This is a genomic window from Alphaproteobacteria bacterium (assembly GCA_016699305.1).
In the GTDB taxonomy this organism is placed as follows: Bacteria; Pseudomonadota; Alphaproteobacteria.
Map to the genome: position 1 here is coordinate 1,420,353 of CP064970.1, position 21,630 is coordinate 1,441,982.

Genomic DNA, 21,630 nt, shown 5'->3' on the forward strand with positions numbered 1-21,630 from the left:
GAGGACGATATTCCTCATCCCGTTATTCCGTTGCCGATGGGAAGTCCATATCCGGCAGACGACTGGCGGCACTGTAGGCGGCAGAGTTCTTGCATAAGGGGCAGATGCGGTTGTGTGGCCCGGTCGATTCGAAGCGCGTCAAGCACATCAGGCACACGCGCAGCAAGGTGGCGGCACCTTCGCGCGCGGCGATGGGTTGACGTCGCGCAGATGCAGCCACAGGCACGCCTACGCGGCGGCGTTCTTCTTTTTCGTCCGCTGTCAGTGGCTTGCGGCCGGGGGCAAAGCGGCGAGACAGTCCTAAACGCGCCGCACGGGTCATGACGGCAGGCGGGGAACGTCCCAGTTTCTTGGCGATTTCTTCCTTAGATTCCCCCAACATCCAAAGATTACGCAATTCCTCGTCCTGATCGGTCCAATTTACGGATTTTCCACACACCAACGTGGAGCTGGCGTCGTCCGAGCCTGATGCTTCTAACTTATCGGGGCCGGTGGCCTCATTATGTGTCAACGGGTTGCTCTCCATGCCTATTCCCCTTACAGACCACCCACGCCACCCCTGCTCCACTTCCGCAATCAGAAAGTTGACACGCGGACGGTGAAAGTTTTTGTTTGCAAGTAATATACATGCATCATAACTCGTTTTTTTTCCAAAGCTAGGGAAAAAGTGAGGCGATTGCGAGGCTTGGTCTTTTTTGAGTATGGTAACGGCGCTTAGATTCCAGCCTTGCGTTCTGCGGCTGGGATGATGAAGATGCGCCGGCCGTTGTGCTGAGAGAGTCATTGGGGGTCGCAGGGGGATGTGGGTATGTCGAATTGTGTCGCCTTGATGGTGGAAAGACCTGAAACGTCAGGACCGAAGGCGCCAGGGCCCACCCATGTGGCTATTATTATGGACGGCAACGGGCGTTGGGCGAAACAGCGCAATCTTCCTCGTACCGAAGGGCATCGTGAGGGAGCTAAGGCCGTGCGCCGCGCCATCGAGGCCTGCGTCGATCAAGATATTCGTTATCTGACGCTATATGCCTTTTCCAGCGAGAATTGGCGACGCCCGGCTTTCGAGGTCGATGCCTTGATGTCTCTGTTACGCCTGTATCTAGAGCGCGAGCGCGACGCGCTGCACAAAGAAGGCGTGCGGGTGCGGATCATCGGCGAACGTGAACGCTTTGCTCCCGATATCCAAAAAGCCATGGAACAGATTGAGGTTTTAACGCGTGGCAATCAGCGTCTGCACCTGACGATCGCCTTAAACTATGGCGGGCGGGGCGAGATTGTCGCTGCCGCCCAACATTTGGCCGGAGCTGTGGCTCAAGGCCGCCTGACGCTTGATCAGATTGACGAACAAGCCTTTTCGAAGGCGCTGTTCACGCATGATGTCCCCGATCCCGATTTGTTGATCCGCACCAGCGGCGAGCAGCGCATCAGCAATTTCCTGCTTTGGCAATTGGCTTATGCCGAGATGGTGTTTGTGGATACGTTGTGGCCGGATTTCGGCGCGGATGACTTGCGCGGCGCGGTCGAAAATTTCATGGGACGACAAAGGCGTTATGGAGGCGCGGGTGAGTGACCGTCGTCGCTGGGCCGATTTGCCGCGCCGTCTGATCTCGGCCGCCGTTCTGGCGGTGACGATGCTTGGCGCGCTGTGGGCGGGAACCCGGGTCTTGTCGCTCGTGGTGTATGGCATCACGCTGGTAACCATTTGGGAATGGCTGTTGCTGGTGACGCGCGCCGTTCCCACCGCGCGACAGAAAAAAAACAGCCGAAGCTTGGCCTTGGCGTTTTTGGCGGTGATGGCCGTGGCGCTTGGCGTTTACTGGGTGTATCTGCCTCAGATGGATGCGCATCGCTATTTCTTGACGTGGTTGGTGTCCTTGTTGGGGCTGTCGGCTTTGCCGGGCGTTTTGTCGCTATGTCGCCGTGACAGCACTTGGGCGGCACCTTGGCTGGGGGCGGGACTACCCTATATCGTGGGCGCTGGTCTGGGGATGATGGCGCTGATCGTGCATGCCACATCCTGGGCGACCTATTTGATCCTGGTGTCCATCGCCGCTGATTCGGGCGGTTATTTCGCCGGTCGCTGGATTGGCGGACCTAAGCTATGCCCTCAATTTAGCCCCAAGAAAACCTGGTCGGGCATGGTGGGCGCACTGATTCTTTCGGCTGTGACGGGCGGCGTTCTGGTGGCGGCTGGATTGGTGGAATTCGGTATGGGCTGGCCCCTCTCCACTTTGCTGGGTCTGGGTTTGGCTCTCGTGGCGCAGACGGGCGACATGCTCGAATCGCTCGCGAAGCGCCGATTCGGGGCCAAAGACGCGGGAACAGCGCTTCCTGGCCATGGTGGATTCTTAGATCGTGTCGATAGCCATTTATTGGTGGCGTGGATCGGCTTTGTTTCATGGGCCGTATAAGCGCACGGAATGTCCGAAATACCATTGGAAGATCAAAGGTTATTATATAACCGACATGAAATGCGTATATATTTTTATCCTTTAGCGACCTGTCACCTGATTGCAACAGCCATGCTCCTGCAGCGATGCGCGTGGAAGTCAAAGATTGCACAGGGCGGCCTTTATGACTAAGTTGAGGCGACTTCAGGTCGGGGATGCTGTCGGGTTCGCCACGGCCAAACATGAAGAGAAAGCGTTCAAAGCCTTGTCCCGACGGGCTAACGCAAACCGGTTGTCGCCGCACTGGCGTTGTCGCAGCACACAAATGACGACACCTTAGGGGTAGGATGAGAATGAGCATCGCAAAGCAATTTCACGGGAACGCCTGGCATCGTACGGCTCTGTCTGCCCTGGTTCTGGGCGGGACGTTGCTGTCTCCCATGATGGCCTCGGCAGGTTTCCAATGGGTCAGCCCGGCAGTGCCTGCGCCTGTCGTGCCTGTCGTTCCCGTAGCTCCGGTGGCCCAGGCCCCTGTGGTCGTGACGCCTGAGCCTATGGCTCCGGCCGCGGCTTATGCGCCTGCTCCGATGCCGCTTTCAGCGGCTCCGGTGGCGATGGCCCCGATCCCGGCCCAGGTCACGCAATTTGGCGATGGGCCTTTGGTCGTTCAGGCCCCGGCCTCCGCGCCAATCGTGGTGGGCGGTCCCGCCGCCAAGGCACCTGGCGTGGTTGAAGGATTTGGCGATCGCGTTCCTGTCTCGGTGGCGCTGCGTCAGATACTGCCTGCCGGTTATGCCTTCAGTATTGCTCCGACAGCCGATCCTGCAACGCCGATCACATGGCGTGGCGGCCGTCCATGGATGGATGTGCTGCAAGATGCTTTGGCTCCGGCTGGCTTGATCGCTCGGATCGACAGCAATGCGACCAGTCCGAATGTGGTGGTGGATCGACCGATCGCGGCGGCGAATGTCGTGCCGCCTGTTGCGGCCGCTCCGACCAGTTTGGCACCGATGTCCTCGGCCTCTGTTTCTCTGGCTCCTATGGCGGTTGCCGCTCCTGTTCAGATGGTTGCGGCTGAGCCTGCGGTTGTTCAGAAGATCCCTGCCGTCGAAACCCCGATGAATTGGGGCGTCACTCGTGGAGATACACTACGCAAAACGCTGGACCTGTGGTGCCAGCAGGCGAATGTGGAACTCAGCTGGCAGGCCGACTATGACTATCCGGTCAAGGCATCGGCCGGCTTTACGGGCACGTTCGAAGATGCGGTTAGCAAACTGATTTCAGGATTTGAGGATGCTCAGCCTGTGCCCTATGGTCGCTTCTACCGCGATCCGGGGTCGGGACATGCCGTCCTTGTGGTGCAAACCCGCGGTAATCATTACGGGAGCTGATGGACATGATCACGTCGAATCGCGTGCGCGGTATCGTTGCGCTTTCTCTGTCCATCCCGTTGGTGGTGGCCGGGTGTCGCACAGAAGAAATTCAAAAAACGATAGACGAGCGCGCAGCTGTTGCCGCTGAAGGAGTCGATCGCGCCCGCCAGCCGGCCCCTGCCTTGCGGCATCGTCCGCTGGAAGTCATTGACGCCGTATGGGCCGGTAATCAGTCGGTTTATATGCAGCATGGTCAGCCGCTTCCTTCTCGGTGGGAAGGTTCACGATCGGTCGCTTTGGTTTCTGCCGCTCCCATGGAGTTGCCGGAAATCATTGGTCAGATATCAGCCCAAACGGGTATCCCTTTGCGCATGATTGACGGCGCAGGTGAGACGGCCTCTAAGGGATCCGAGGCGGGTGACTCCAGCGGCGTTCGCCTGGCTTACGAGGGATCTCTCTCAGGTCTTTTGAACTATGTCAGCAGCCGCTTTGGCGTGTCATGGCGCTACGATGGCTCGGCGATCACGCTCTCGAAGTTTGAGACGCGCGTCTTCGTGATGGAGGCTATGCCCGGCAAGCAGACTTTCGAGGATGGTATCCAGGACGAAACAACGACGACCAGCAGTACCAGCACGGTCACGTCGTCGCTAGGCGGCACCAACACCCTCAAGCAAAATTCCAAGATGAAGGCCGATTTGGACTTCTGGCAGGATGTGGGTGAGACCCTCAACACCGTCATGGGTGGCGTGGGTAGCTATCGCGTGTCGCCGACCACGGGTACGGTGACGGTCGTGACGACGCCAGACCTGATGCGCATCGTCGCTCGCTATCTGGAAGAAGAGAACAAGCGCCTCTCGCGCCAGGTGGCCATCAATGTTGAAATCTATTCGGTCGAATTGGGATCGGATGAAGATTTCAACGCCAACTTCAGCACGGCTTTGAAGCGCCTCAGCGGTTTTGGAGCAAATTTCGTGGGGCCCAGCGCGGCGGCCATTACAGGGGCTAGCTCGTTGAATGTGGCGATCCTGAACCCGGACACGGTGGGTCAAGTGGGCGGCATCTTTAAGATGCTCTCGACCATGGGTAATGTGGCGCGTGTGGCGCAGTTCCCCATGACGACCCTCAACAACCGCACGGTATCTCGACGCATCGGACGCGACATCAGCTATCTGCAGTCTTCTCAATCGACCATCTCGGGAGATTTGCAGACGACGACTTTGACGCCGGGCGCGGTGCGTGATGGGTTCTCTCTGCAGCTGACCCCGCGTCTGCTGCCGGATGGACGCATTATGATGCAGTACTCGCTGAGCCTGATCGACCTGATCAAGATATCTTCGTTCAGCAGTTCCGACTCATCGATCCAGTTGCCTGAGACATCGAACCGTATCTTTGTCCAGCAAAGCAAGCTGCGCAGCGGATCGACGTTGCTTTTGGCGGGATATGATCAAGATACCTCGACCATGGTCAATCAGGGCGTGGGTGACCCGAACAACATCTTCTTGGGCGGGGATCAACGCAATCAGAAGTCTCGCTCGGTGATGTTCATTGCCATGACACCGCAAGAGCTGAGAGATCCTCGTGAGGAGAGCGATTGATGACCAACGGGGTCGTCAGTATTGGACGGCGCGACTACGCAGTTAATCTGTATTGGCAGATTAGCCCCAGTGGTCGCGTCCTTCAGTCGGCAAGGGAAGCCGCAAGGCAGTCTTCGCCGCCGACAGAATTTGTCGCCGTTCGAGCTGAAAATCGTTCTGGGCGCGTGCCACAATTTGGCTTGGGGCAAAATGCCTTGGGTCATCGTCAAGGTCTGCCCTCATTGGCAGGGACCTTGGCTGAGTCCTATCCAGGTTCGTGGGCCGGCGCATTCCGTTTGCGTGAGGGCATATGCGTTATCATTGTTCGCGAGGATCTCATCACCCCTGATGGCGATGCGATCTACGAGGATGAAAACGAAGCTCGGCAGCGTCTGATTCAGGAAGTCAATTTAGGCGGATTGCAAAGAGTTTATGCGCCTGAGGGATGGTCCATCCCTTCGATCGACTCGACACCTTTGGCCCTTTTGCTTCAGGGGCGCGCTGAATGCACTCTTAAGCCGGTTGAAGTTTCTCGGCAGGCTGTGGTGGCGACGGTCGTTGTGGCCTTATTGTTGGGCGGCGGCGTGGTCGCGTGGAACCTTTGGCAGGCCGAACAGCGCCGTGCCGATCAGGAACGTATGGCGCGTCAGGAGCAGGAATCCCAGCTTCAGAAAAAGAATTATAATGGATTGACGACGGAAGAGGTTTATCCGCCGTGGCCACGCACATGGGAAATGAGCCCACGTGCGACTGAATGGTTGCAGGCTTGCATGGATGCGCTAAGAACGCTTCCTGTCGGCGTTGCCGGATGGCAAGCGGGGGATATGTCCTGTGTCGATGGTGCCGCCAGTGTAACATGGACGCGTGCGGCAGGGCCGGCAGAATTGCCGCCGGGGGCAGAGCCTCCAACGATGTTGTCGAATCAGTGGCAAGGCACGGTTCCTGTGAAAATGCCGCCCGAGCGTGGTGCAGAGGAATTGTGGGGCAACAGGCAGGTACAACAGACATTCCTTAATCGGAATTGGGAATTGTCGGAACTGAGCTTGCAGCCGGATGATCCTGTGCCGCCGCCGAAAGTACCGGACGGCTATGTGGGCGAGCTGCCTCCACCACCGCCACCACCTGAATGGGTGAAATACAAGGTTGTCTTCAAGTTTATGGGGACGCCTTGGGCGAACATGCAAAGCTTTGTAGATGTGCCGGGGTTAGTTGTGAAGACTGTCAAAACAACATCCGGCTCCTGGACAATGGAGGGAATGATTTATGAGAAGCGCCATGAAAAATAACTCCCGCATGCTGTCCGTGATCGGAAGCGCCGCCACTGTGGCCGTTGCCCTGTTCGCTGCCCAGGCCATGGCTCAGCCTGTTGATCTGGCTCCGAATTCCAATGCGGCACCTTCGGTCCAGGTCCCGGCCGTTCCCCAAGCTCAGGCTCCTGGCGTGCAGCCCTCTATGGGCCAAGCTCCATCCGGAGCAATGCCCATGGGTCCAGCGCCAGTCCCGGTAGGACCGAATGCGGCAGCGCCTGGTGCGGTGCCTCCTGTCGATCCTTTGTCTCCGATGGGCGAAGGTCCGGTCATTCCGCCTTCCACCAAAGATGTTGTGACAGGACTTCAAGGCGCGAAGATTGTCTCTTTGGAAGACGTGACCAAAGCGCAGGATTCCTTGGCGCGGCTGCAGTTGCTGCTTGAGATTGAAGAGAAGTTGTTGCAGATCGAAAAAGTCCGTAATGATCGTAAAAAGGAAGCATCGGGTGGTGGTATTGCCGGCATGATTCCGGCCGCTACTCTGCAGATGGCCCCGCCTCCGGTTGTCGACCAGATGCCTGCTTCTTCCTCACGCGGCGCTGTCAAACGCTATCGCCCTTCGGATGACGAAGTCGATGATCCTGAGATGAAGGCCTATAAGGTTGATCAAATCACCGGCGTCGAAGGTCGTTATCAGGCGCTTATGTCTTCGGAAGATGGCAAGGTTATCCCGGTCCGTGCGGGTGATAAGCTGCCCGATGGCACGATGGTCCGTTCTGTGACCTTGCAAGGTGTGATGGTCAAGCATGGAAGAAAGACAGAGCTGCTGAGCGTGCAGACTTCATCCCGCTTGATCACGGGCGTTCGCAGCCAAGATTAAAACGCGGAAGAGGCCAAAGCTGAAGTTGATCGGCTTGTTGGCTCTCGGTCTTCCCATGTTGGTGACACGTTGTTGAGCTTTCATGCCCACCTCTAAAAGGTGGGCATGTTTGTTTTTGTCTGCCCATGATGGCCACGGCTTTTCTGATCTATCTGGTTGATCCCCGCGCAAACTTGACGTAGTTGTTTTCGGTACGAAGCATGATGCTGCCGACATGTCGGAATATATGGACGGTGTCTAGGCACTGCGTCCCTGTACAAGCTGCTTTTTAAGCAGTAAATTAAGGGCCTCGAATTACACCTAATCCTTGTAGAGATGCAATGTGTGCGCTGAACCCGCCCCCCCCTGCCGGGTATCGGCATTTAATTTAGGCTCTCAATCAGGCATAGCCATTGGCCCGATCCTGTTCATCGTGGCCCTTCTGGCCGTCATCGCCGCGGCCATTTCGGCGGGGTCGGATTCGTTCAGTGGCGATACTTCCGCAGTCAGCGCCAAGGCCAAAGCATCCGCCATTCTTGAATATGCGGACAGCGTTAAAATGGGCGTGGATAGGGTATTGGGAAGGGGCTGCACCGACACGCAAATCAGTTTTGAAAACCCTATCGTCAGCGGTTATACAAACGCGAATGCGCCCGCCGATAAATCCTGCCATGTCTTTGATCAAAATGGCGGCGGGATTATATGGAAGACCCCACAATCGAGCGCTCAGAGTCAGGCTGACTATGATACAGCTACATATGTAGGTAGGGTGACACTAGGTAATTACGGATTTGCTTCAATCTGTGTCATGGGCGTTGGCACTGGTGGGCGATACCCGCAAGGTGGTAATTCGAGTCATTTTCCCTGTTATTACGTTGATGGCAGTGCCAGCGCTGATTTGGTTATGTTTCTGCCTTGGCTGACTAAAGATGTATGTTTACAAATCAATAATATAACTGGGCTCAAAAATAAAAATGCGACAATGCCGCCAGCTGTATTAGGGCCAAATGGATTCCCACTATATGGATACAATGGTCATCAATACTTCGATGGAACTTATTATACTGGCCAAGGCAATAATGGCGGCATCCCAACTGATAGCGTGTACAGCAATCCGATTGAAAACCTCGGCGCGCTTCAGGGCTGTTTTGATAACACATCGAACATAAACCCCCCACCCGGTGGTGGGTACTACTATTTCCGCGTCCTTATAACGCGATGAATCGGTATTTATTTACGAGACATTTAACTAAAGATAGATAAGAACTGATTTTGTCGTAAGGCGTAGTTTTCCGGGATGAGGTAGTGAGCGAGGAGGCGCAGGGATTTATCGACCATGTGTCTGGCGCGAGAGGTAACCTTGGATCGGCGTCGGAAGCGGGCAAGGTAATGTCGGACGAGGCTGTTGTCCTGTTCGATGGGGAAGGTCAAGTCCTTGCCTGTGAATAGCTGGTCTTGGGGGATCAGACGGTGGAAGCCCTCCCCATCGTCGGTCATGAAGACTCTTCCCTGAACGCCACCGAGCTTGTCGAGGAGCCTTTGACAGGTCGCATCATCACGCCCACCCAGCTCCCAGGCCAAGCTTCGCCGTGCCACAGGATCATAGGCGCGCCAAACCCAAATCTTGTTTTTTCCCCATTGACATAGTGCCACATCTCGTCGATCTGCACGATCCCCTCGGACGGCTGAGCGGACGGCTCAGGAGTTGCCTCGGCCTCGGCGCGAAGCCACTTATAGACCGCCACATGGCTCACGCCCAACAGCCGCGCGATCATGTCCTGACTGGAGTTGCCCATCGCGTACAACAATACCGCTAGCGCCTTCATCGCCGCCGGCTTGCCGCGTGGCTTCGTGGCTGTGAAGTTGCATCCGCAGCCCTTGCACCGATAGCGTTGCAACCCCCGCACAAAACCGCTTTTGACGTGCTCCCAGCCGCCGCACTTCTTGCACACCAAACCGTCCATGATCGCCTCCTTCCAAGCGTAAGGCGGCAAGCTTAACATAAAAACTATCTTAGGTTAAGTGTCTCGGAAATAATATGGCCTGACTATATACATGATCGTATATGCAGCGAATTGGATTTCGCTTCGAAACCACAGATACCAAAGGAATGGAGACACTCGAACCCTATCGACCGGTTTGCGCGTTGGCAAAGGGTGGAATGAAAAGCCTTGTCCCGTTATCATCGGGAAATCAAGACTCTAACTAAGCCATTATTCGACTCAGTCCCATCATCACTCAAACAAAAAGCCAATTTTCCGGCCAGAGCAGGGACTGAATTTCCTATAGGATCATTACAAACCGAATACACGCCAGTAAAAGCGCTGCTGCCACAATCCCAAGAATCGATAGGCGGTTTCCCCCCCGGATTTGGGATCCCCAACATGTCGTTTATCTTCATGCAGACAGAGTTCTTCGGGCGGCCAACCAGTAAGACAAGTTCGGTGCCCCCCGCTCCCGTATCTGTGCCGACATTTAAAATGCGCCTGGTTGTTATTTTAAAACTCTGTGGATGCCAAGAATTCGCAACAGATGGAACAGTTGATGGATCAACGACCGCACCCGCTGGCATCAAGCGCGGGATAACGCCCCCGCCCTCTGGATTAAACACCTTGCAGTCGCTCTGCGTGCAATTGGGATTGGTGTGATCAATGATCGTGCCATTTGGGCGCTTGGATAAGCCTGACGTTTCTTCAAAAGACACGTGCGTATCTGTGAAGCCCTTTCCCAATACCCTATCCACAGCGAATTTCACTTCATCGGCATATTCAAGAAAGGCCGTTGCCTGTGCTTTGGCTTTGACGGCGGAGGTATCGCTATTGAACGAACCCGACCCCGCCGCAATGGCAGAGACCAAGACGGCTAGGATTGCCACGATGTACAGGATCGGGCCAATGGCTATACCGCGCTGATTGATTTGCCTCATGCTGTTGGCCTTGCCATACGGAAACGCAGCTCCCTCACGCGAGAAGACCGCCCCCCCCGTTACCCTGTGCGGTCATCGGCTTTCCAGCCTGTACCGCATCCCGACCCTAGCAATTCCATCCCGCCCCGTCATCCCTGATTCCCCCCGTTACCCTGTCAGAAATATCCTGGGGTGAATGCGCGACGCGCAGAGGGGCAAAGCCCCTCGCAGGGATGCAACGGGGCGGTGGCCCCTTGCCAAGGCGACAAGACACCCGGCAATGGGTGGATTGGCATACCTTGCACACGGTTTGTTTTTCAACCTGTGCATGAAACCTCACCCACCCCACCAGAACAACAAGGGCACGGTTAACCGCCTCCTTCCAAGAGTAAGGCGGCAAGCTTAACATGAAAACTATCTTAGGTTAAGTGTCTCTTCTTTTTATAGGGTCACATGATCCCCCGCTCTGCACATACAATCCTTCACCGAGTGTTAAATTCCATTGCTTTAGCTGGCATCAGGCTAAGTGCTTGTTGCTGCAGCGCAACTTAAGATAACTTTAACTCAAATGGCGTCAGAGATAAGAGCCACATGCATCAGCGGTCACCCGTCACATGACGGACGACAAGAAGGCCGCCGCATAAAATGGAACCAGGGAGGTACGACATATGCCAGCCGCCAGCAGACGGCCGATCCTTGTGTCCCCTAAGGCGTCCAAACGCGACGCCGGGGCGCAGATTTCCGCCCAGGAAGGTCAGCGCCTGTGGCGCGACATGGTGTTGATCCGCCGTTTCGAGGAAAAAGCCGGCCAGTTATACGGCATGGGGATGATCGGCGGTTTTTGCCATTTGTACATCGGTCAAGAGGCGGTGGTGGTGGGGATGCAATCCGTCCAAGCCCCGCAAGACAGCGTGATCACCTCGTACCGCGACCACGGCCATATGCTGGCCGCCGGGATGGAATCGAACGGCGTGATGGCCGAACTGACCGGACGCATCGGCGGCTATTCCAAGGGCAAGGGCGGCTCGATGCACATGTTCAGCGCCGAAAAGAGGTTCTACGGCGGACATGGCATCGTCGCGGCCCAGGTGCCCATCGGCGCGGGATTGGCCTTCGCCCATAAATACAAAAAAGACGGCGGCGTATGCGTCAGCTATTTTGGCGACGGCGCGGCCAATCAGGGGCAGGTATACGAGACGTTCAACATGGCGGCTTTGTGGAAACTGCCCATCGTCTTTGTCCTTGAAAACAACCGCTATGGCATGGGCACCAGCACGCAGCGCGCATCGGCGGGCGATTTGCATCGGCGCGGCGACGCCTATGGCATTCCGGGGCATCAGGTGGACGGCATGGACGTGTTGGCGGTGCGCAAGGCCGCGGCCAGCGCGTTGGAGCACGCGCGTTCAGGTCAAGGACCGGTGTTGCTGGAAATGCAAACCTATCGCTATCGCGGCCATTCGATGTCGGACCCGGGCAAGTATCGCAGCCGCGAGGAAGTCGAAAAAATCCGCGACGAACAGGATCCGATCGAACGCCTGCGCGCTTGGCTTCAGGCGCATCACAACGTGACGGACGAGACGTTCAAGACCATCGAGGCCGGGATTAAGGACGAGGTGGCCGAGGCGGCCCATTTCGCCCAGACCAGCCCCGAGCCGGATGAGCGCGAATTGTACACGGATGTCCTGGCCTGAACATAACGGGCCGAACAAAAAATAAGGAGGAACACGCATGAGCATGCTCGCCGCAACCGCCCTACAGACCTCTCCGGTCGTCCCCGTCATCCCCGCTTTGAATGCGGGGTTGGACGAAGCGCGTTTCCCCACGTCTTGCGGCCGGGCCGAGCTGGTCGTCAGCGCCGTTCCGGCTCCGGCGACGGTCGCGGGCGTGCGGAACCAATCGGTGCGCGACGCTTTGCGCGACGCGATGGCCGAAGAAATGCGCCGCGATCCCACGGTGTTCCTGATGGGCGAGGAAGTCGCCGAATATCAAGGCGCGTATAAAGTCAGCCAAGGCCTGTTGCAAGAATTTGGGGCCGAGCGCGTCATCGACACGCCCATCACCGAGATCGGCTTTGCTGGTCTGGGCGTGGGCGCGGCTTTTGGCGGATTGCGGCCCATCGTGGAATTCATGACTATGAATTTCGCCATGCAGGCCATCGACCACGTCATCAATTCGGCGGCCAAGACGCGCTATATGTCGGGCGGACAAATGGGCTGCCCCATCGTCTTTCGCGGTCCCAACGGCGCGGCGGCGCGCGTGGGCGCGCAGCATTCGCAAGACTTCGCGTCATGGTACGCGCAGGTTCCAGGTTTGATCGTGCTGGCGCCGTGGAATGCGGCGGATGCCAAGGGCTTGCTCAAGGCCGCGATCCGCGACCCCAATCCGGTGGTGTTCCTTGAAAACGAGTTGGTCTATGGCCAGAATTTCGATCTGCCTACGGACGAGGATTTCGTGTTGCCCATCGGCAAGGCCCATATCGAGCGCGAGGGGAAGGACGTGACCATCGTCGCCTATTCCATCATGGTCGGCAAAGCCTTGGAGGCGGCGCAGGCCCTGGCGGCGGAAGGCATCGAGGCCGAGGTCATCAATTTGCGCAGTCTGCGCCCGTTGGACACGGCGACTGTCATCGAAAGCGTCAAAAAGACCAATCGTTTGGTCACGGCGGAAGAAGGCTGGGCCACGGCCGGCATCGGCGCGGAAATCGCCGCAAGGCTGATGGAAGAGGCCTTCGATTGGCTGGACGCGCCGGTCGCGCGTGTTGCGGCCAAGGACGTGCCCTTGCCCTATGCCGCCAATCTGGAACGACTGGCCATCCCTCAGGCCCAGGATATCGCGGCGGCGGCCAAAAAGGTATGCTACCGCTGATCGTGTTGCTGTGGATGGCTCGAAGCAACTATTGAAACCTGACCTACGAATTCGAAACGGGAGGATGGCAAATGACTCTGGAATTCAAAAACCCGCGCAAAGCTTTGGGGTACGGGATATTGGCCTTGATGGCGTTCTCGCTGAATCTGATTTCCCCGGTCCAGGCACAAACGGTGGTGACTCCTGACCGAATCGAAGCTCCCGGCGTTCTCATCACTAATGACCGCATCGAAGCTCCCGGTGTGCTCATCACCAAAGATGGAATACGAACGCCAAATATGGTGGTTACACCCAACGGAATTGAGACGAAAGGGTCGGCAACCGGGCCAGTGCCCGAGACGGCAAATTCTGCGCCCAATCCATCGGTGTCCCGCACGGCTCAGCCCATGGGGAAAGAGCCGCTCTCCTATCCCCCGCAGTCAGTGTCCCAACAACTTTCTCCCGTTAACGTGGGAAGCTACACGAATTCAGAATTATCGGGCATGAACTTCAGCGGCCAGTATTTGGTGGAAGCGAGTTTCGTTAATGCCACGCTCGACGGCGCGTCATTCGTAGGCAGCAATCTGAGCCGCGCACGCTTTACCAATGCCGATTTGCGTGGTGCGGATTTGCGCGGGGCCCGGCTTGTCGGCGCGGTTTTAAGCAATGCGAATCTGAGCCAGGCCTTGCTTGCGGGCGCGGATTTGACGGGCGCTGATCTTACAAATGCCGACTTGTCTGGTGCCGATCTGCGTCAGGCTATTTTGGTCAATGCGCGGCTGAACAATGTGAACTTGAAAGGCGCGCTGTTGGAAGGATCCAACCGCCAATCCTGGCGCTCCGAAGACACGAAGGTCGTGGCGGATTCGACGACCATCGTTACCGCTTTGACGCGCCCACCGGTGGCTGGGGCTCCGGCACGGATTGACCTAAGCGTCAATTTCGACTTCAACTCGGACCGTCTCAACGTCGATTCAAGGCGTCAGGTGGCTGAAATGGCCAAGGCTTTACTGGATCCGAAATTGGCTTCGATGAAAATTTTGATTGAAGGCCACACCGACGATGTGGGGAGCGACGCTTATAATCTGGGTCTTTCAAAACGCCGTGCACATAGCGTGTTGTATGAATTGGCGCGGGCCTATGGAGTTGACCCAGAGCGTCTAAGCGTTGATGGTAAGGGTGAATCGGAACCTGTGGCCTCGAACGCCAGCGAATATGGCCGAGCCATGAACCGACGTGTGTCTTTGGTCGTTCTGGGGTCTGTCCGTTAAGATGAACGGCCACTTCCTCCTTCTGTCACTCTTTCTGATGACGAGCTGATCCGATGCCCATCTCCGTCTTGATGCCCAAATTGTCGCCCACGATGGCCGGGGCCGATCTGGCCCGTTGGCATAAGAAAGAGGGCGATCCCGTCAAGCCGGGCGAGTTGATCGCCGAGATCGAGACCGACAAGACGACCATGGAGGTCGAGGCGGTCGAAGGCGGACGCATGGGGCGGATTCTGGTGGAGGCGGGCACGCCCAAAGTCCCCATCAACACCGTCATCGCGGTCATTCTGGAAGAAGGCGAGGCCGATCTACCCGCCGGCTGGTCGCCCGAAGAGGCCCCGGCCAATGTGTCCTTTGCCGGCCCTGCGCCCGATTTGGCCAAACCCTTGCCCCCCATGGCGGGTGTCGCGGGTCCCGCACCCAAGGCTGTGGCCGAGGACTCGCGCATCATGATCAGCCCTCTGGCCAAGCGTATGGCCGAACAAGGAGGGATCGATCCGTCGCGCGTGGCCGGAACAGGGCCGCATGGCCGAATCGTAAAAAGCGATATCGAACTCGCCTTGGCCTCGGGCGGCCATTCGGCCCCGGCCATTCGGGCGACGGCGGCTTCCGCCCCAACGCCGGAGGGCGGATTTATCGCCATTCCCAATAACGGCATGCGCAAGGTGATCGCACGGCGTTTATGCGAATCCAAGCAGACGGTGCCGCATTTCTATCTGACCATGTCCTGCCGTTTGGACGCTTTGTTGGAATTGCGGCCCAAGATCACGGCCGCCTCGGGCGAAAAGGTATCGGTGAACGACGCCATCATCCGCGCCGTCGCCTTGGCCTTGGTTCAGGTCCCCGCCGCCAACGCCTCTTGGACCGAAGAATTCGTGATGCAATACAAGGACGCCGATATCGCGGTGGCGGTGGCCACGCCCGGCGGCCTCATCACCCCCATCATCAAAGCGGCGCAAACCAAATCCTTGGTACAAATCTCGCGCGAGATGAAAGACCTGGGGCTTCGCGCGCGCGCGGGTAAGCTGCGCCCCGATGAATATCAAGGCGGCGGCTTTTCCATCTCGAATCTGGGCATGTTCGGGGTCGAGGAATTCGCGGCCATCATCAACCCGCCCCAGGCCTGCATCTTGGCCGTGGGCCAGGGCGTGCGCCAGCCGGTGGTGAACGAGGATGGCAGCATCGGCGCGGCCACGATCATGAAATGCACATTATCGGTCGATCATCGCGTGGTTGATGGGGCCGTGGGGGCTGAGCTGCTCGGCGCGTTCAAGGCGTTGATCGAGGATCCCTTGCGCCTGCTGATCTGAACGGGAGGATATCTTGAGCGAATCTTATGATCTGGTGGTCATTGGCGGCGGACCTGGCGGCTATGTCGCGGCTATTCGCGCGGCACAATTGGGCCTGAAAACGGCTCTGATCGAGCGCGAGCATCTGGGCGGCGTGTGCCTGAACTGGGGCTGCATCCCGACCAAGGCCTTGCTGCGCACCAGCGAGATATGGACCAGTTTGCAGCATCTGGAAGAATTCGGCCTGTCGGTGACCAAGCCGTCCTTTGACCTTGGCAAGATCGTCGCCCGTTCGCGCAAGATCGCCGAGCAATTATCCGGCGGCATTCGCCATCTGCTGAAAAAGAACAAAGTGACGGTGATCGAGGGAACGGCGCGTTTATCCGGCCCCGGCAATGTGAAGATCGAGGGCAAATCCGCGCAAGAGATCGCCGCCAAGCATATCATCCTGGCCACCGGCGCAAGGGCGCGGGCTTTGCCGGGGATGGAGCCGGACGGCAAGCTGCTATGGACCGCGCGCGAGGCCATGACGCCCGATATTCTGCCCAGCCGCCTGTTGGTGATCGGCTCGGGAGCCATCGGCATCGAATTCGCCAGCTTCTATCGCGCTTTGGGGTGCGCCGTGACGGTGGCCGAGGCGGTGGATCGCATCTTGCCCGCCGAGGACGAGGAAATCTCGGCCCTGGCGCGCAAGGCGTTCGAAAAGCAGGGCATGACGATTCACACATCGGCCAAAATCCACAAACTGGACAAAGGCAAGAACGAGGTCGCCGCCACGATCGAAGTGGGCGGAAAGACAAGCACGGCGACCTATGACCGGGTGATCTTGGCGGTGGGGATTGTCGGCAATGTCGAGAATCTGGGCCTGGAAGGCACCAAGGTGAAGGTGGAAAAGACGCATATCGTCACCGATGGATTCGGCGCGACGGGCCAGCCGGGCGTCTATGCCATTGGGGACGTGGCCGGCGCGCCATGGCTGGCGCATAAGGCCAGCCATGAAGGCATCATATGCGTGGAAAAGATCGCCGGGGTTAAGGACGTGCATCCGCTGGATTCGTCCTCGATTCCAGGCTGCACCTATAGCCATCCGCAAATCGCCAGCATCGGTCTGTCCGAGGCCAAGGCCAAGGCGACAGGGCGCGAGATCAAAGTGGGCCGCTTCCCCTTGATCGGCAACGGCAAGGCCATCGCGCTGGGCGAATCCGAAGGCTTGGTCAAGACGATCTTCGATGCCAAGACCGGTGAATTTCTGGGGGCGCATTTGATCGGGCCGGAAGTGACCGAAATGGTCCAAGGCCTGGCCATCGCCCGCACGCTGGAAGCTACCGAAGCCGAATTGATGCACACGGTATTCCCGCATCCCACGGTCAGCGAAGCGATCCACGAATCCGTTCTATCGGCCTGGGGTCGCGCGATTCATTTCTAATCAAGTGGCCACTGTTCACAAAGGCCTATGAAGCGGCGTCAAACGCAGCGATTGAGATGAAGATTCTGCAACTCAGCATCAACTGGAATGACAAGTGATGGATGCTTGCCTGCGCGAGCATGACGTGTTGAGAGGTTCGTTTTCATATGAATAAGGCATGGCGTGTCATGCGCTTCCCTTCCCCTTTCGCGTGAGTCACCCTCGTGAAAACGAGAGTCCATCACCTGCTCTTGCTGAAAGTGCTGGATTCCAGAAAAGGCTGTGCGATGCCAGCAGTGCCGACGAACCAAGTTTCGCCATTTTTCCTATGCAATTAATCCGTCACTATGACCGAGTCATTCGGTCATAGTGACGTAGCGCAAGCGTGATGACACGCGAAACAACAAAAGGAGAAAATCATGGCAGATATTTTGAGTCCACGCATCATGGGCGGCGTGGAGCTACCGGTTATTCAGGGGGTCACCTTTATGGCGCCAGCGATTCCTGGAGCCTTGGCCATGGTGAATGCCGAGGCCTTGAAGCCAGAAAATATGAAGCGATATTTTGAAATGAAGGGTGATCTGGACGATATAGGTTCATGGCCGAGTTGCCTGGTCGAAGCTGTTATCAAAAAAAACATATGCGGTCCTATCAAGCCGGCCCCAATGCCTGTCATAGGCACTAACGGCATCGAGTTTGGAAAATTTGATGTTCCTTTGATGATCGCGCTGGGAGTGGAAAGAATAGCCGTGGTCGTCCCGTTTGGATGTAAAAAAGATGTCGGAGAGAAGCTGGGGGACAGCATCACATGGGTCAATGCAAATACTTCCAGCGCAAATCTTTTTGCCGATGAGGTGCGTGAGCTGCGAAGCGGGACATCGCCAAAGGAGGCCACCCATCTGAAACGACTCTCGGCCGCTGGAATGGCGCAGGAACCAACGGATGGCGAAGTCTATCGCATGTGGTTGGTGCAGACTCATGGCTTGCGCTGGCAAGACAAGAGTAATGATGTGGTGGCCAGGACTTGCCTGTTTTTTGGTGTCGCGGTGCCTTCTAAAGGTCATGAAGATGAAGGTGATCTCTATGGCGTTCGTCAGCAAGCGTGGGAAAATTGGTCCCAAGAAAACGCCGCGTTCTTGTCCTGGGCTCAGAGCAACTTACTGCCTGCTGGTCAGCCACGTTTCAACAGGAACCCCGCACCTTCGCGCGGCGTTTTGCCCGATTGGCCCGTTGCATCGCGGCCTGCCCTTGTAACGGAAACTCCGCCTGTGCCCGAGAACAAGCTGGGCTAATCACACGATCATGAAAGAGTGCGGCGCCGTGTGGATATCTACATGGTGCCGCCTCTATCTCTTGAAACCTGGTCCCTTGCTCATTTGCGTATCTACTTTGCTTTTTCTATGTCTATGATATAACAGGCTTTAACCCCCCCTATAAAGTCAAATAGCCATTTGGTAATGTTTTAGATCAAAGCCATATCCCGGCGACCATCTCCCCCGCTGGAATCCACGAAGAGCCACATTTTAAGAGATTGTTAAGATGTGAAAGATAGAGCTATGGTCAATTGACCTACTTCCTCTCGCAATAAGGAATGGACGCCATGCTGAAAAAGACGATCATCGGTTTTATGCTGGCCCTGTTCGCGGGGACAGTATCCGTACTTCCTGACGTTAGCCAAGCAGCGACATGTTCAAATCCAGAAACACCCGTGTTTGGATGTCCATGCCCTACAGTCGGCATGACAAAGATGAACGACGCTAGTACGGCAATACTTGCGTGCCTGAATGCTGGTGCCGCCGGTAATATCTGGCAGAACATGGGGCAAACAACCGTGGAAAACGGCGGTGGGAATTCCTACGTTGCGGAAGGCACGAACAAATGCCATCCGGACTATAAAGTTGCTTATACCGGATATATGGTGAAATCGGGATATACAATGGGGGGATCTAACGGGCCAGGATACACACGGGTTTTATCCGTGTCACAGTCTAGGTGTATATCCACAGAACAAAGCGTCAATGAAAGAGAAAAACCAATCGTTGATTTTCATAAATCCTGCACAGGAAATACATTACTTAAGCTAGGAGAAGGCTGTGGTGGGCATATATTCAGCGGGATACGTTGTGCGCTTTGTGTAAAGTAAGTTGGCAATACCGTTGATCACACGGGGTAACACCGGGGCGCGGCTCTCAAGGGGGCCGCGCTTTCACATTTTAAGAGATTGTTAAGACATGAAAGATAGAGCTATGATGAATTGACCTACTTCCTCTCGCGATAAGGAATGGACGCCATGCTGAAAAAGGCGATCATCGGTTTTATGCTGGCCCTGTTCGCAGGACCTCTCTCCGCTCATGCGGAAATGCCCGGACAGGCTTGCACCACCGCGCAAATCGGCACAACGAAAATGGCCGATGATAAGCAAAGCATCATTGCTTGCCTCGTAACGGGTAACGTCGCGCCAGAAAACGTCCAGGAATGGAAGTCTATGACGACTCCGAAAATTCCTGTTTGCGCTATAGTCATACCAGATAATTTCCATAACATTTTATGAGGGATTGGTGTATGTCTGAGACATGACCTACAGCGTTGATTTTCGGAAGAAGGTCGTGGCGTATGTACGAGGCGGCGGCGGCCAGCGTGAAGCGGCACGTCGTTTCGACATCAGCCTGTGGTGTGTTCGAGACTGGCTGGTGCGGTCCGATCTTGCACCCCGGCAGAAAGGTGTGCCGCGACGAAGAAAACTGGATAAAGAGGCCTTGCGCGCGCATGTGAGGGACTTTCCCGATGCGCTCATACGCGAACGGGCGGCGCATTTTGGCGTGTACGGCAATTCGGTGTGGATGGCTCTAAAAGCCATGAAGATCACGCATAAAAAAAGACACTGAAATACAAGGAGCGCGATCCGGAAAAGCGGATTGCCTATCTTCGCACCTTGCGCGAGATCATCGCCATGCGGGGCTCGCAGAACATCGTCTATGTCGATGAATCCGGCTTCGCTCCCGAAACCTGTCGTCGTTATGGCTGGACCAGGCAAGGACAGAAGGTTTATGGCGATCACTCGGGCCATCGCCGTCCGCGTACAAGTTTGATCGCGGCGCATCGCGGCAAAGATTTTCTTGCGCCGATGCTGTTTGAAGGAACAGCCGACGCCCAGCTTGTCAATCACTGGACGCGCGACATGCTCTGCAAAGAGTTGAACCCCAACTCAACCATCATCTGGGACAATGCGGCCTTCCACAAAAAGAAAGACCTGGCCGCCATCGCCACCCAATATGGCCATCACATCCTTTTCCTGCCGCCCTACAGTCCAGACTTCAATCCCATCGAGCGTGACTTCGCCAATATCAAAAAACGCCGACAATATGCTCTGCCTCTCACACCTCTCGATCAGATCGTCAAATGTTATGGAAATTATGTGGCTTGACTATAACAACCAGCTCCTGATGGGAGATGCGAGCGGGAAATTTAAATGTATGAAAATGAGTTGCAGAGTTGCCAGCAGCCAAGCCGCAGCCTCGACAATCAACTTCGTCTCAACTGCGATGTGCACGAACGACGAATTTCTACTGAATGGCGGCGGGCACACGCATCCCAATATGGGTGGGGGATGCCCGTATCACAGAATAGGGTATCTGCATACGTCAAGGCCCACACAGGATATGCGCGGGTGGAATGTAGACGGGTTTGGCATGTTGGAATGGCCGTCTATGGCTTTCACCTCCGTGCCGGGCGCAACGCCAGCGACGACCGAAGCTTGCACAATAGCCTATGCCACATGCTGCAGCTGGGTGCCTGTCAGTAACTAAACACGGCACAGGCTTTTAGGGAATGAGGCTGCTCATGAGGAATGCCATGATTGCTCTTGCGACGCTGCTGGTCGGTGTCAGTCTCGGTCTGCCGCAGCATGGGCCACACCGGGAGCGGCGTGTACCCAAGAGGGCGCGAACGCGAACAGCGATGGCTTTCTCACCTGTACCGGTGGGGTCTGGGTGTCGAATGCCGTCCTGATGGGTACGACATCCGCCACATGCGATTCTACGAAGGCCGGATATATCCGCTATACCGGCGGCCAATTTGAGGGCTGTAATGGAACGGGCTGGATTCAGTTGGCGAGTAGTTCAAAGCTGATGGTCTACTCTTCTGACGGAACAACGGTTGTAGGCAATTATCTTGGGACATTAAATGCAGCGGATATAAGTAGCGATACGTGCATATATACGCTTTATGCCAATGAGACCACTGGCGTGGTTAAGAAGTTGGACAGTTTCGAATGTAATATAAATGGAGCTAATGCTAATGTTTGGTTCTCTGGGGCAAATTGCACTGGAACGACGTACATCACAACTGGATCCTATTGGGGGTATTGCTGCACAGGAAGCGGTTACTGCACAACAAGCAAGTGTATGCCAGCAGCAGGAACCCCTTCCTCACATGCATATAACTCCTATAGACAGTCCGGCGGCACTTGCTCAAACGGCA

General features: G+C 56.4%; 21 protein-coding genes. 17 read left to right on the forward strand and 4 right to left on the reverse strand.

Going from position 1 to position 21,630, the window contains the following annotated elements; genetic code table 11:
* Positions 1-22: 22 nt before the first annotated feature.
* Positions 23-526 (reverse strand): hypothetical protein, encoded by a 504-nt coding sequence (locus IPI58_06745; protein QQR68541.1) that lies wholly within the window; start codon positions 524-526, stop codon positions 23-25.
* Positions 527-829: 303 nt separating this feature from the next.
* On the opposite strand from IPI58_06745, the gene IPI58_06750 reads away from it, so the two are divergent.
* The 7 genes from IPI58_06750 (at position 830) to IPI58_06780 (ending at position 8,662) form a co-directional block, all read left to right on the forward strand.
* Entirely contained in the window at positions 830-1,567 is a 738-nt protein-coding gene (locus tag IPI58_06750; protein ID QQR70068.1) for an isoprenyl transferase, read from the forward strand.
* On the forward strand, positions 1,560-2,408 hold the full coding sequence (locus tag IPI58_06755) for a phosphatidate cytidylyltransferase (protein QQR68542.1): 849 nt from the start codon (positions 1,560-1,562) through the stop codon (positions 2,406-2,408). Before IPI58_06750 ends, IPI58_06755 begins: the two co-directional genes overlap by 8 nt.
* Before the next feature lie 332 nt (positions 2,409-2,740).
* Positions 2,741-3,778 carry a TcpQ domain-containing protein gene (locus IPI58_06760; GenBank protein QQR68543.1) on the forward strand — a complete coding sequence of 346 codons (1,038 nt, stop codon included), beginning with the start codon at positions 2,741-2,743 and terminating at the stop codon, positions 3,776-3,778.
* Positions 3,779-3,783: 5 nt separating this feature from the next.
* Positions 3,784-5,355, forward strand: a complete 1,572-nt coding sequence (locus tag IPI58_06765) for a hypothetical protein (GenBank protein QQR68544.1) — start codon at positions 3,784-3,786, stop codon at positions 5,353-5,355.
* On the forward strand, positions 5,355-6,620 hold the full coding sequence (pilO2, locus tag IPI58_06770) for a type 4b pilus protein PilO2 (protein ID QQR68545.1): 1,266 nt from the start codon (positions 5,355-5,357) through the stop codon (positions 6,618-6,620). The genes IPI58_06765 and pilO2 overlap by 1 nt, the downstream gene beginning before the upstream one ends.
* Positions 6,610-7,461, forward strand: coding sequence for a type IV pilus biogenesis protein PilP (gene pilP / locus IPI58_06775; protein ID QQR68546.1), 852 nt, complete (start codon positions 6,610-6,612; stop codon positions 7,459-7,461). The genes pilO2 and pilP overlap by 11 nt, the downstream gene beginning before the upstream one ends.
* A 322-nt stretch (positions 7,462-7,783) precedes the next feature.
* Positions 7,784-8,662: a hypothetical protein gene (locus IPI58_06780; protein ID QQR68547.1), complete on the forward strand. Its 879-nt coding sequence runs from the start codon at positions 7,784-7,786 to the stop codon at positions 8,660-8,662.
* A gap of 23 nt (positions 8,663-8,685) precedes the next feature.
* Here the strand turns inward: IPI58_06780 and IPI58_06785 are convergent, their stop codons facing one another.
* The 3 genes from IPI58_06785 to IPI58_06795 form a co-directional block, all read right to left on the reverse strand.
* Positions 8,686-9,036, reverse strand: a complete 351-nt coding sequence (locus IPI58_06785) for an IS1 family transposase (GenBank protein QQR68548.1) — start codon at positions 9,034-9,036, stop codon at positions 8,686-8,688.
* Positions 8,934-9,248 (reverse strand): hypothetical protein, encoded by a 315-nt coding sequence (locus IPI58_06790; protein ID QQR68549.1) that lies wholly within the window; start codon positions 9,246-9,248, stop codon positions 8,934-8,936. The genes IPI58_06785 and IPI58_06790 overlap by 103 nt, the downstream gene beginning before the upstream one ends.
* A gap of 374 nt (positions 9,249-9,622) precedes the next feature.
* The gene (locus tag IPI58_06795) at positions 9,623-10,366 is read right to left on the reverse strand and encodes a hypothetical protein (GenBank protein ID QQR68550.1); all 744 of its coding nucleotides are present in this window, start codon (positions 10,364-10,366) and stop codon (positions 9,623-9,625) included.
* 647 nt (positions 10,367-11,013) lie between these two features.
* Here IPI58_06795 and pdhA point away from each other — a divergent pair.
* The 10 genes from pdhA (at position 11,014) to IPI58_06845 (ending at position 20,575) form a co-directional block, all read left to right on the forward strand.
* The gene (gene pdhA, locus IPI58_06800) at positions 11,014-12,036 is read left to right on the forward strand and encodes a pyruvate dehydrogenase (acetyl-transferring) E1 component subunit alpha (protein QQR68551.1); all 1,023 of its coding nucleotides are present in this window, start codon (positions 11,014-11,016) and stop codon (positions 12,034-12,036) included.
* A 37-nt stretch (positions 12,037-12,073) separates the two neighbouring features.
* A complete protein-coding gene (locus IPI58_06805) occupies positions 12,074-13,210 on the forward strand; it encodes a pyruvate dehydrogenase complex E1 component subunit beta (protein ID QQR68552.1) in 1,137 nt (378 codons plus the stop codon).
* A gap of 71 nt (positions 13,211-13,281) precedes the next feature.
* A complete protein-coding gene (locus tag IPI58_06810; protein QQR68553.1) occupies positions 13,282-14,460 on the forward strand; it encodes a pentapeptide repeat-containing protein in 1,179 nt (392 codons plus the stop codon).
* Between the two features lie 53 nt (positions 14,461-14,513).
* Positions 14,514-15,767, forward strand: a complete 1,254-nt coding sequence (locus tag IPI58_06815; protein QQR68554.1) for a pyruvate dehydrogenase complex dihydrolipoamide acetyltransferase — start codon at positions 14,514-14,516, stop codon at positions 15,765-15,767.
* 10 nt (positions 15,768-15,777) lie between these two features.
* A complete protein-coding gene (gene lpdA / locus IPI58_06820) occupies positions 15,778-17,172 on the forward strand; it encodes a dihydrolipoyl dehydrogenase (GenBank protein QQR70069.1) in 1,395 nt (464 codons plus the stop codon).
* A gap of 398 nt (positions 17,173-17,570) precedes the next feature.
* Positions 17,571-18,443: a hypothetical protein gene (locus IPI58_06825; protein ID QQR68555.1), complete on the forward strand. Its 873-nt coding sequence runs from the start codon at positions 17,571-17,573 to the stop codon at positions 18,441-18,443.
* 308 nt (positions 18,444-18,751) lie between these two features.
* A complete protein-coding gene (locus IPI58_06830; protein ID QQR68556.1) occupies positions 18,752-19,294 on the forward strand; it encodes a hypothetical protein in 543 nt (180 codons plus the stop codon).
* A gap of 147 nt (positions 19,295-19,441) precedes the next feature.
* Entirely contained in the window at positions 19,442-19,702 is a 261-nt protein-coding gene (locus IPI58_06835) for a hypothetical protein (protein ID QQR68557.1), read from the forward strand.
* 22 nt (positions 19,703-19,724) lie between these two features.
* On the forward strand, positions 19,725-20,036 hold the full coding sequence (locus IPI58_06840) for a transposase (protein QQR68558.1): 312 nt from the start codon (positions 19,725-19,727) through the stop codon (positions 20,034-20,036).
* Positions 20,033-20,575, forward strand: coding sequence for an IS630 family transposase (locus IPI58_06845; GenBank protein QQR70070.1), 543 nt, complete (start codon positions 20,033-20,035; stop codon positions 20,573-20,575). The genes IPI58_06840 and IPI58_06845 overlap by 4 nt, the downstream gene beginning before the upstream one ends.
* Positions 20,576-21,630 lie beyond the last annotated feature (1,055 nt).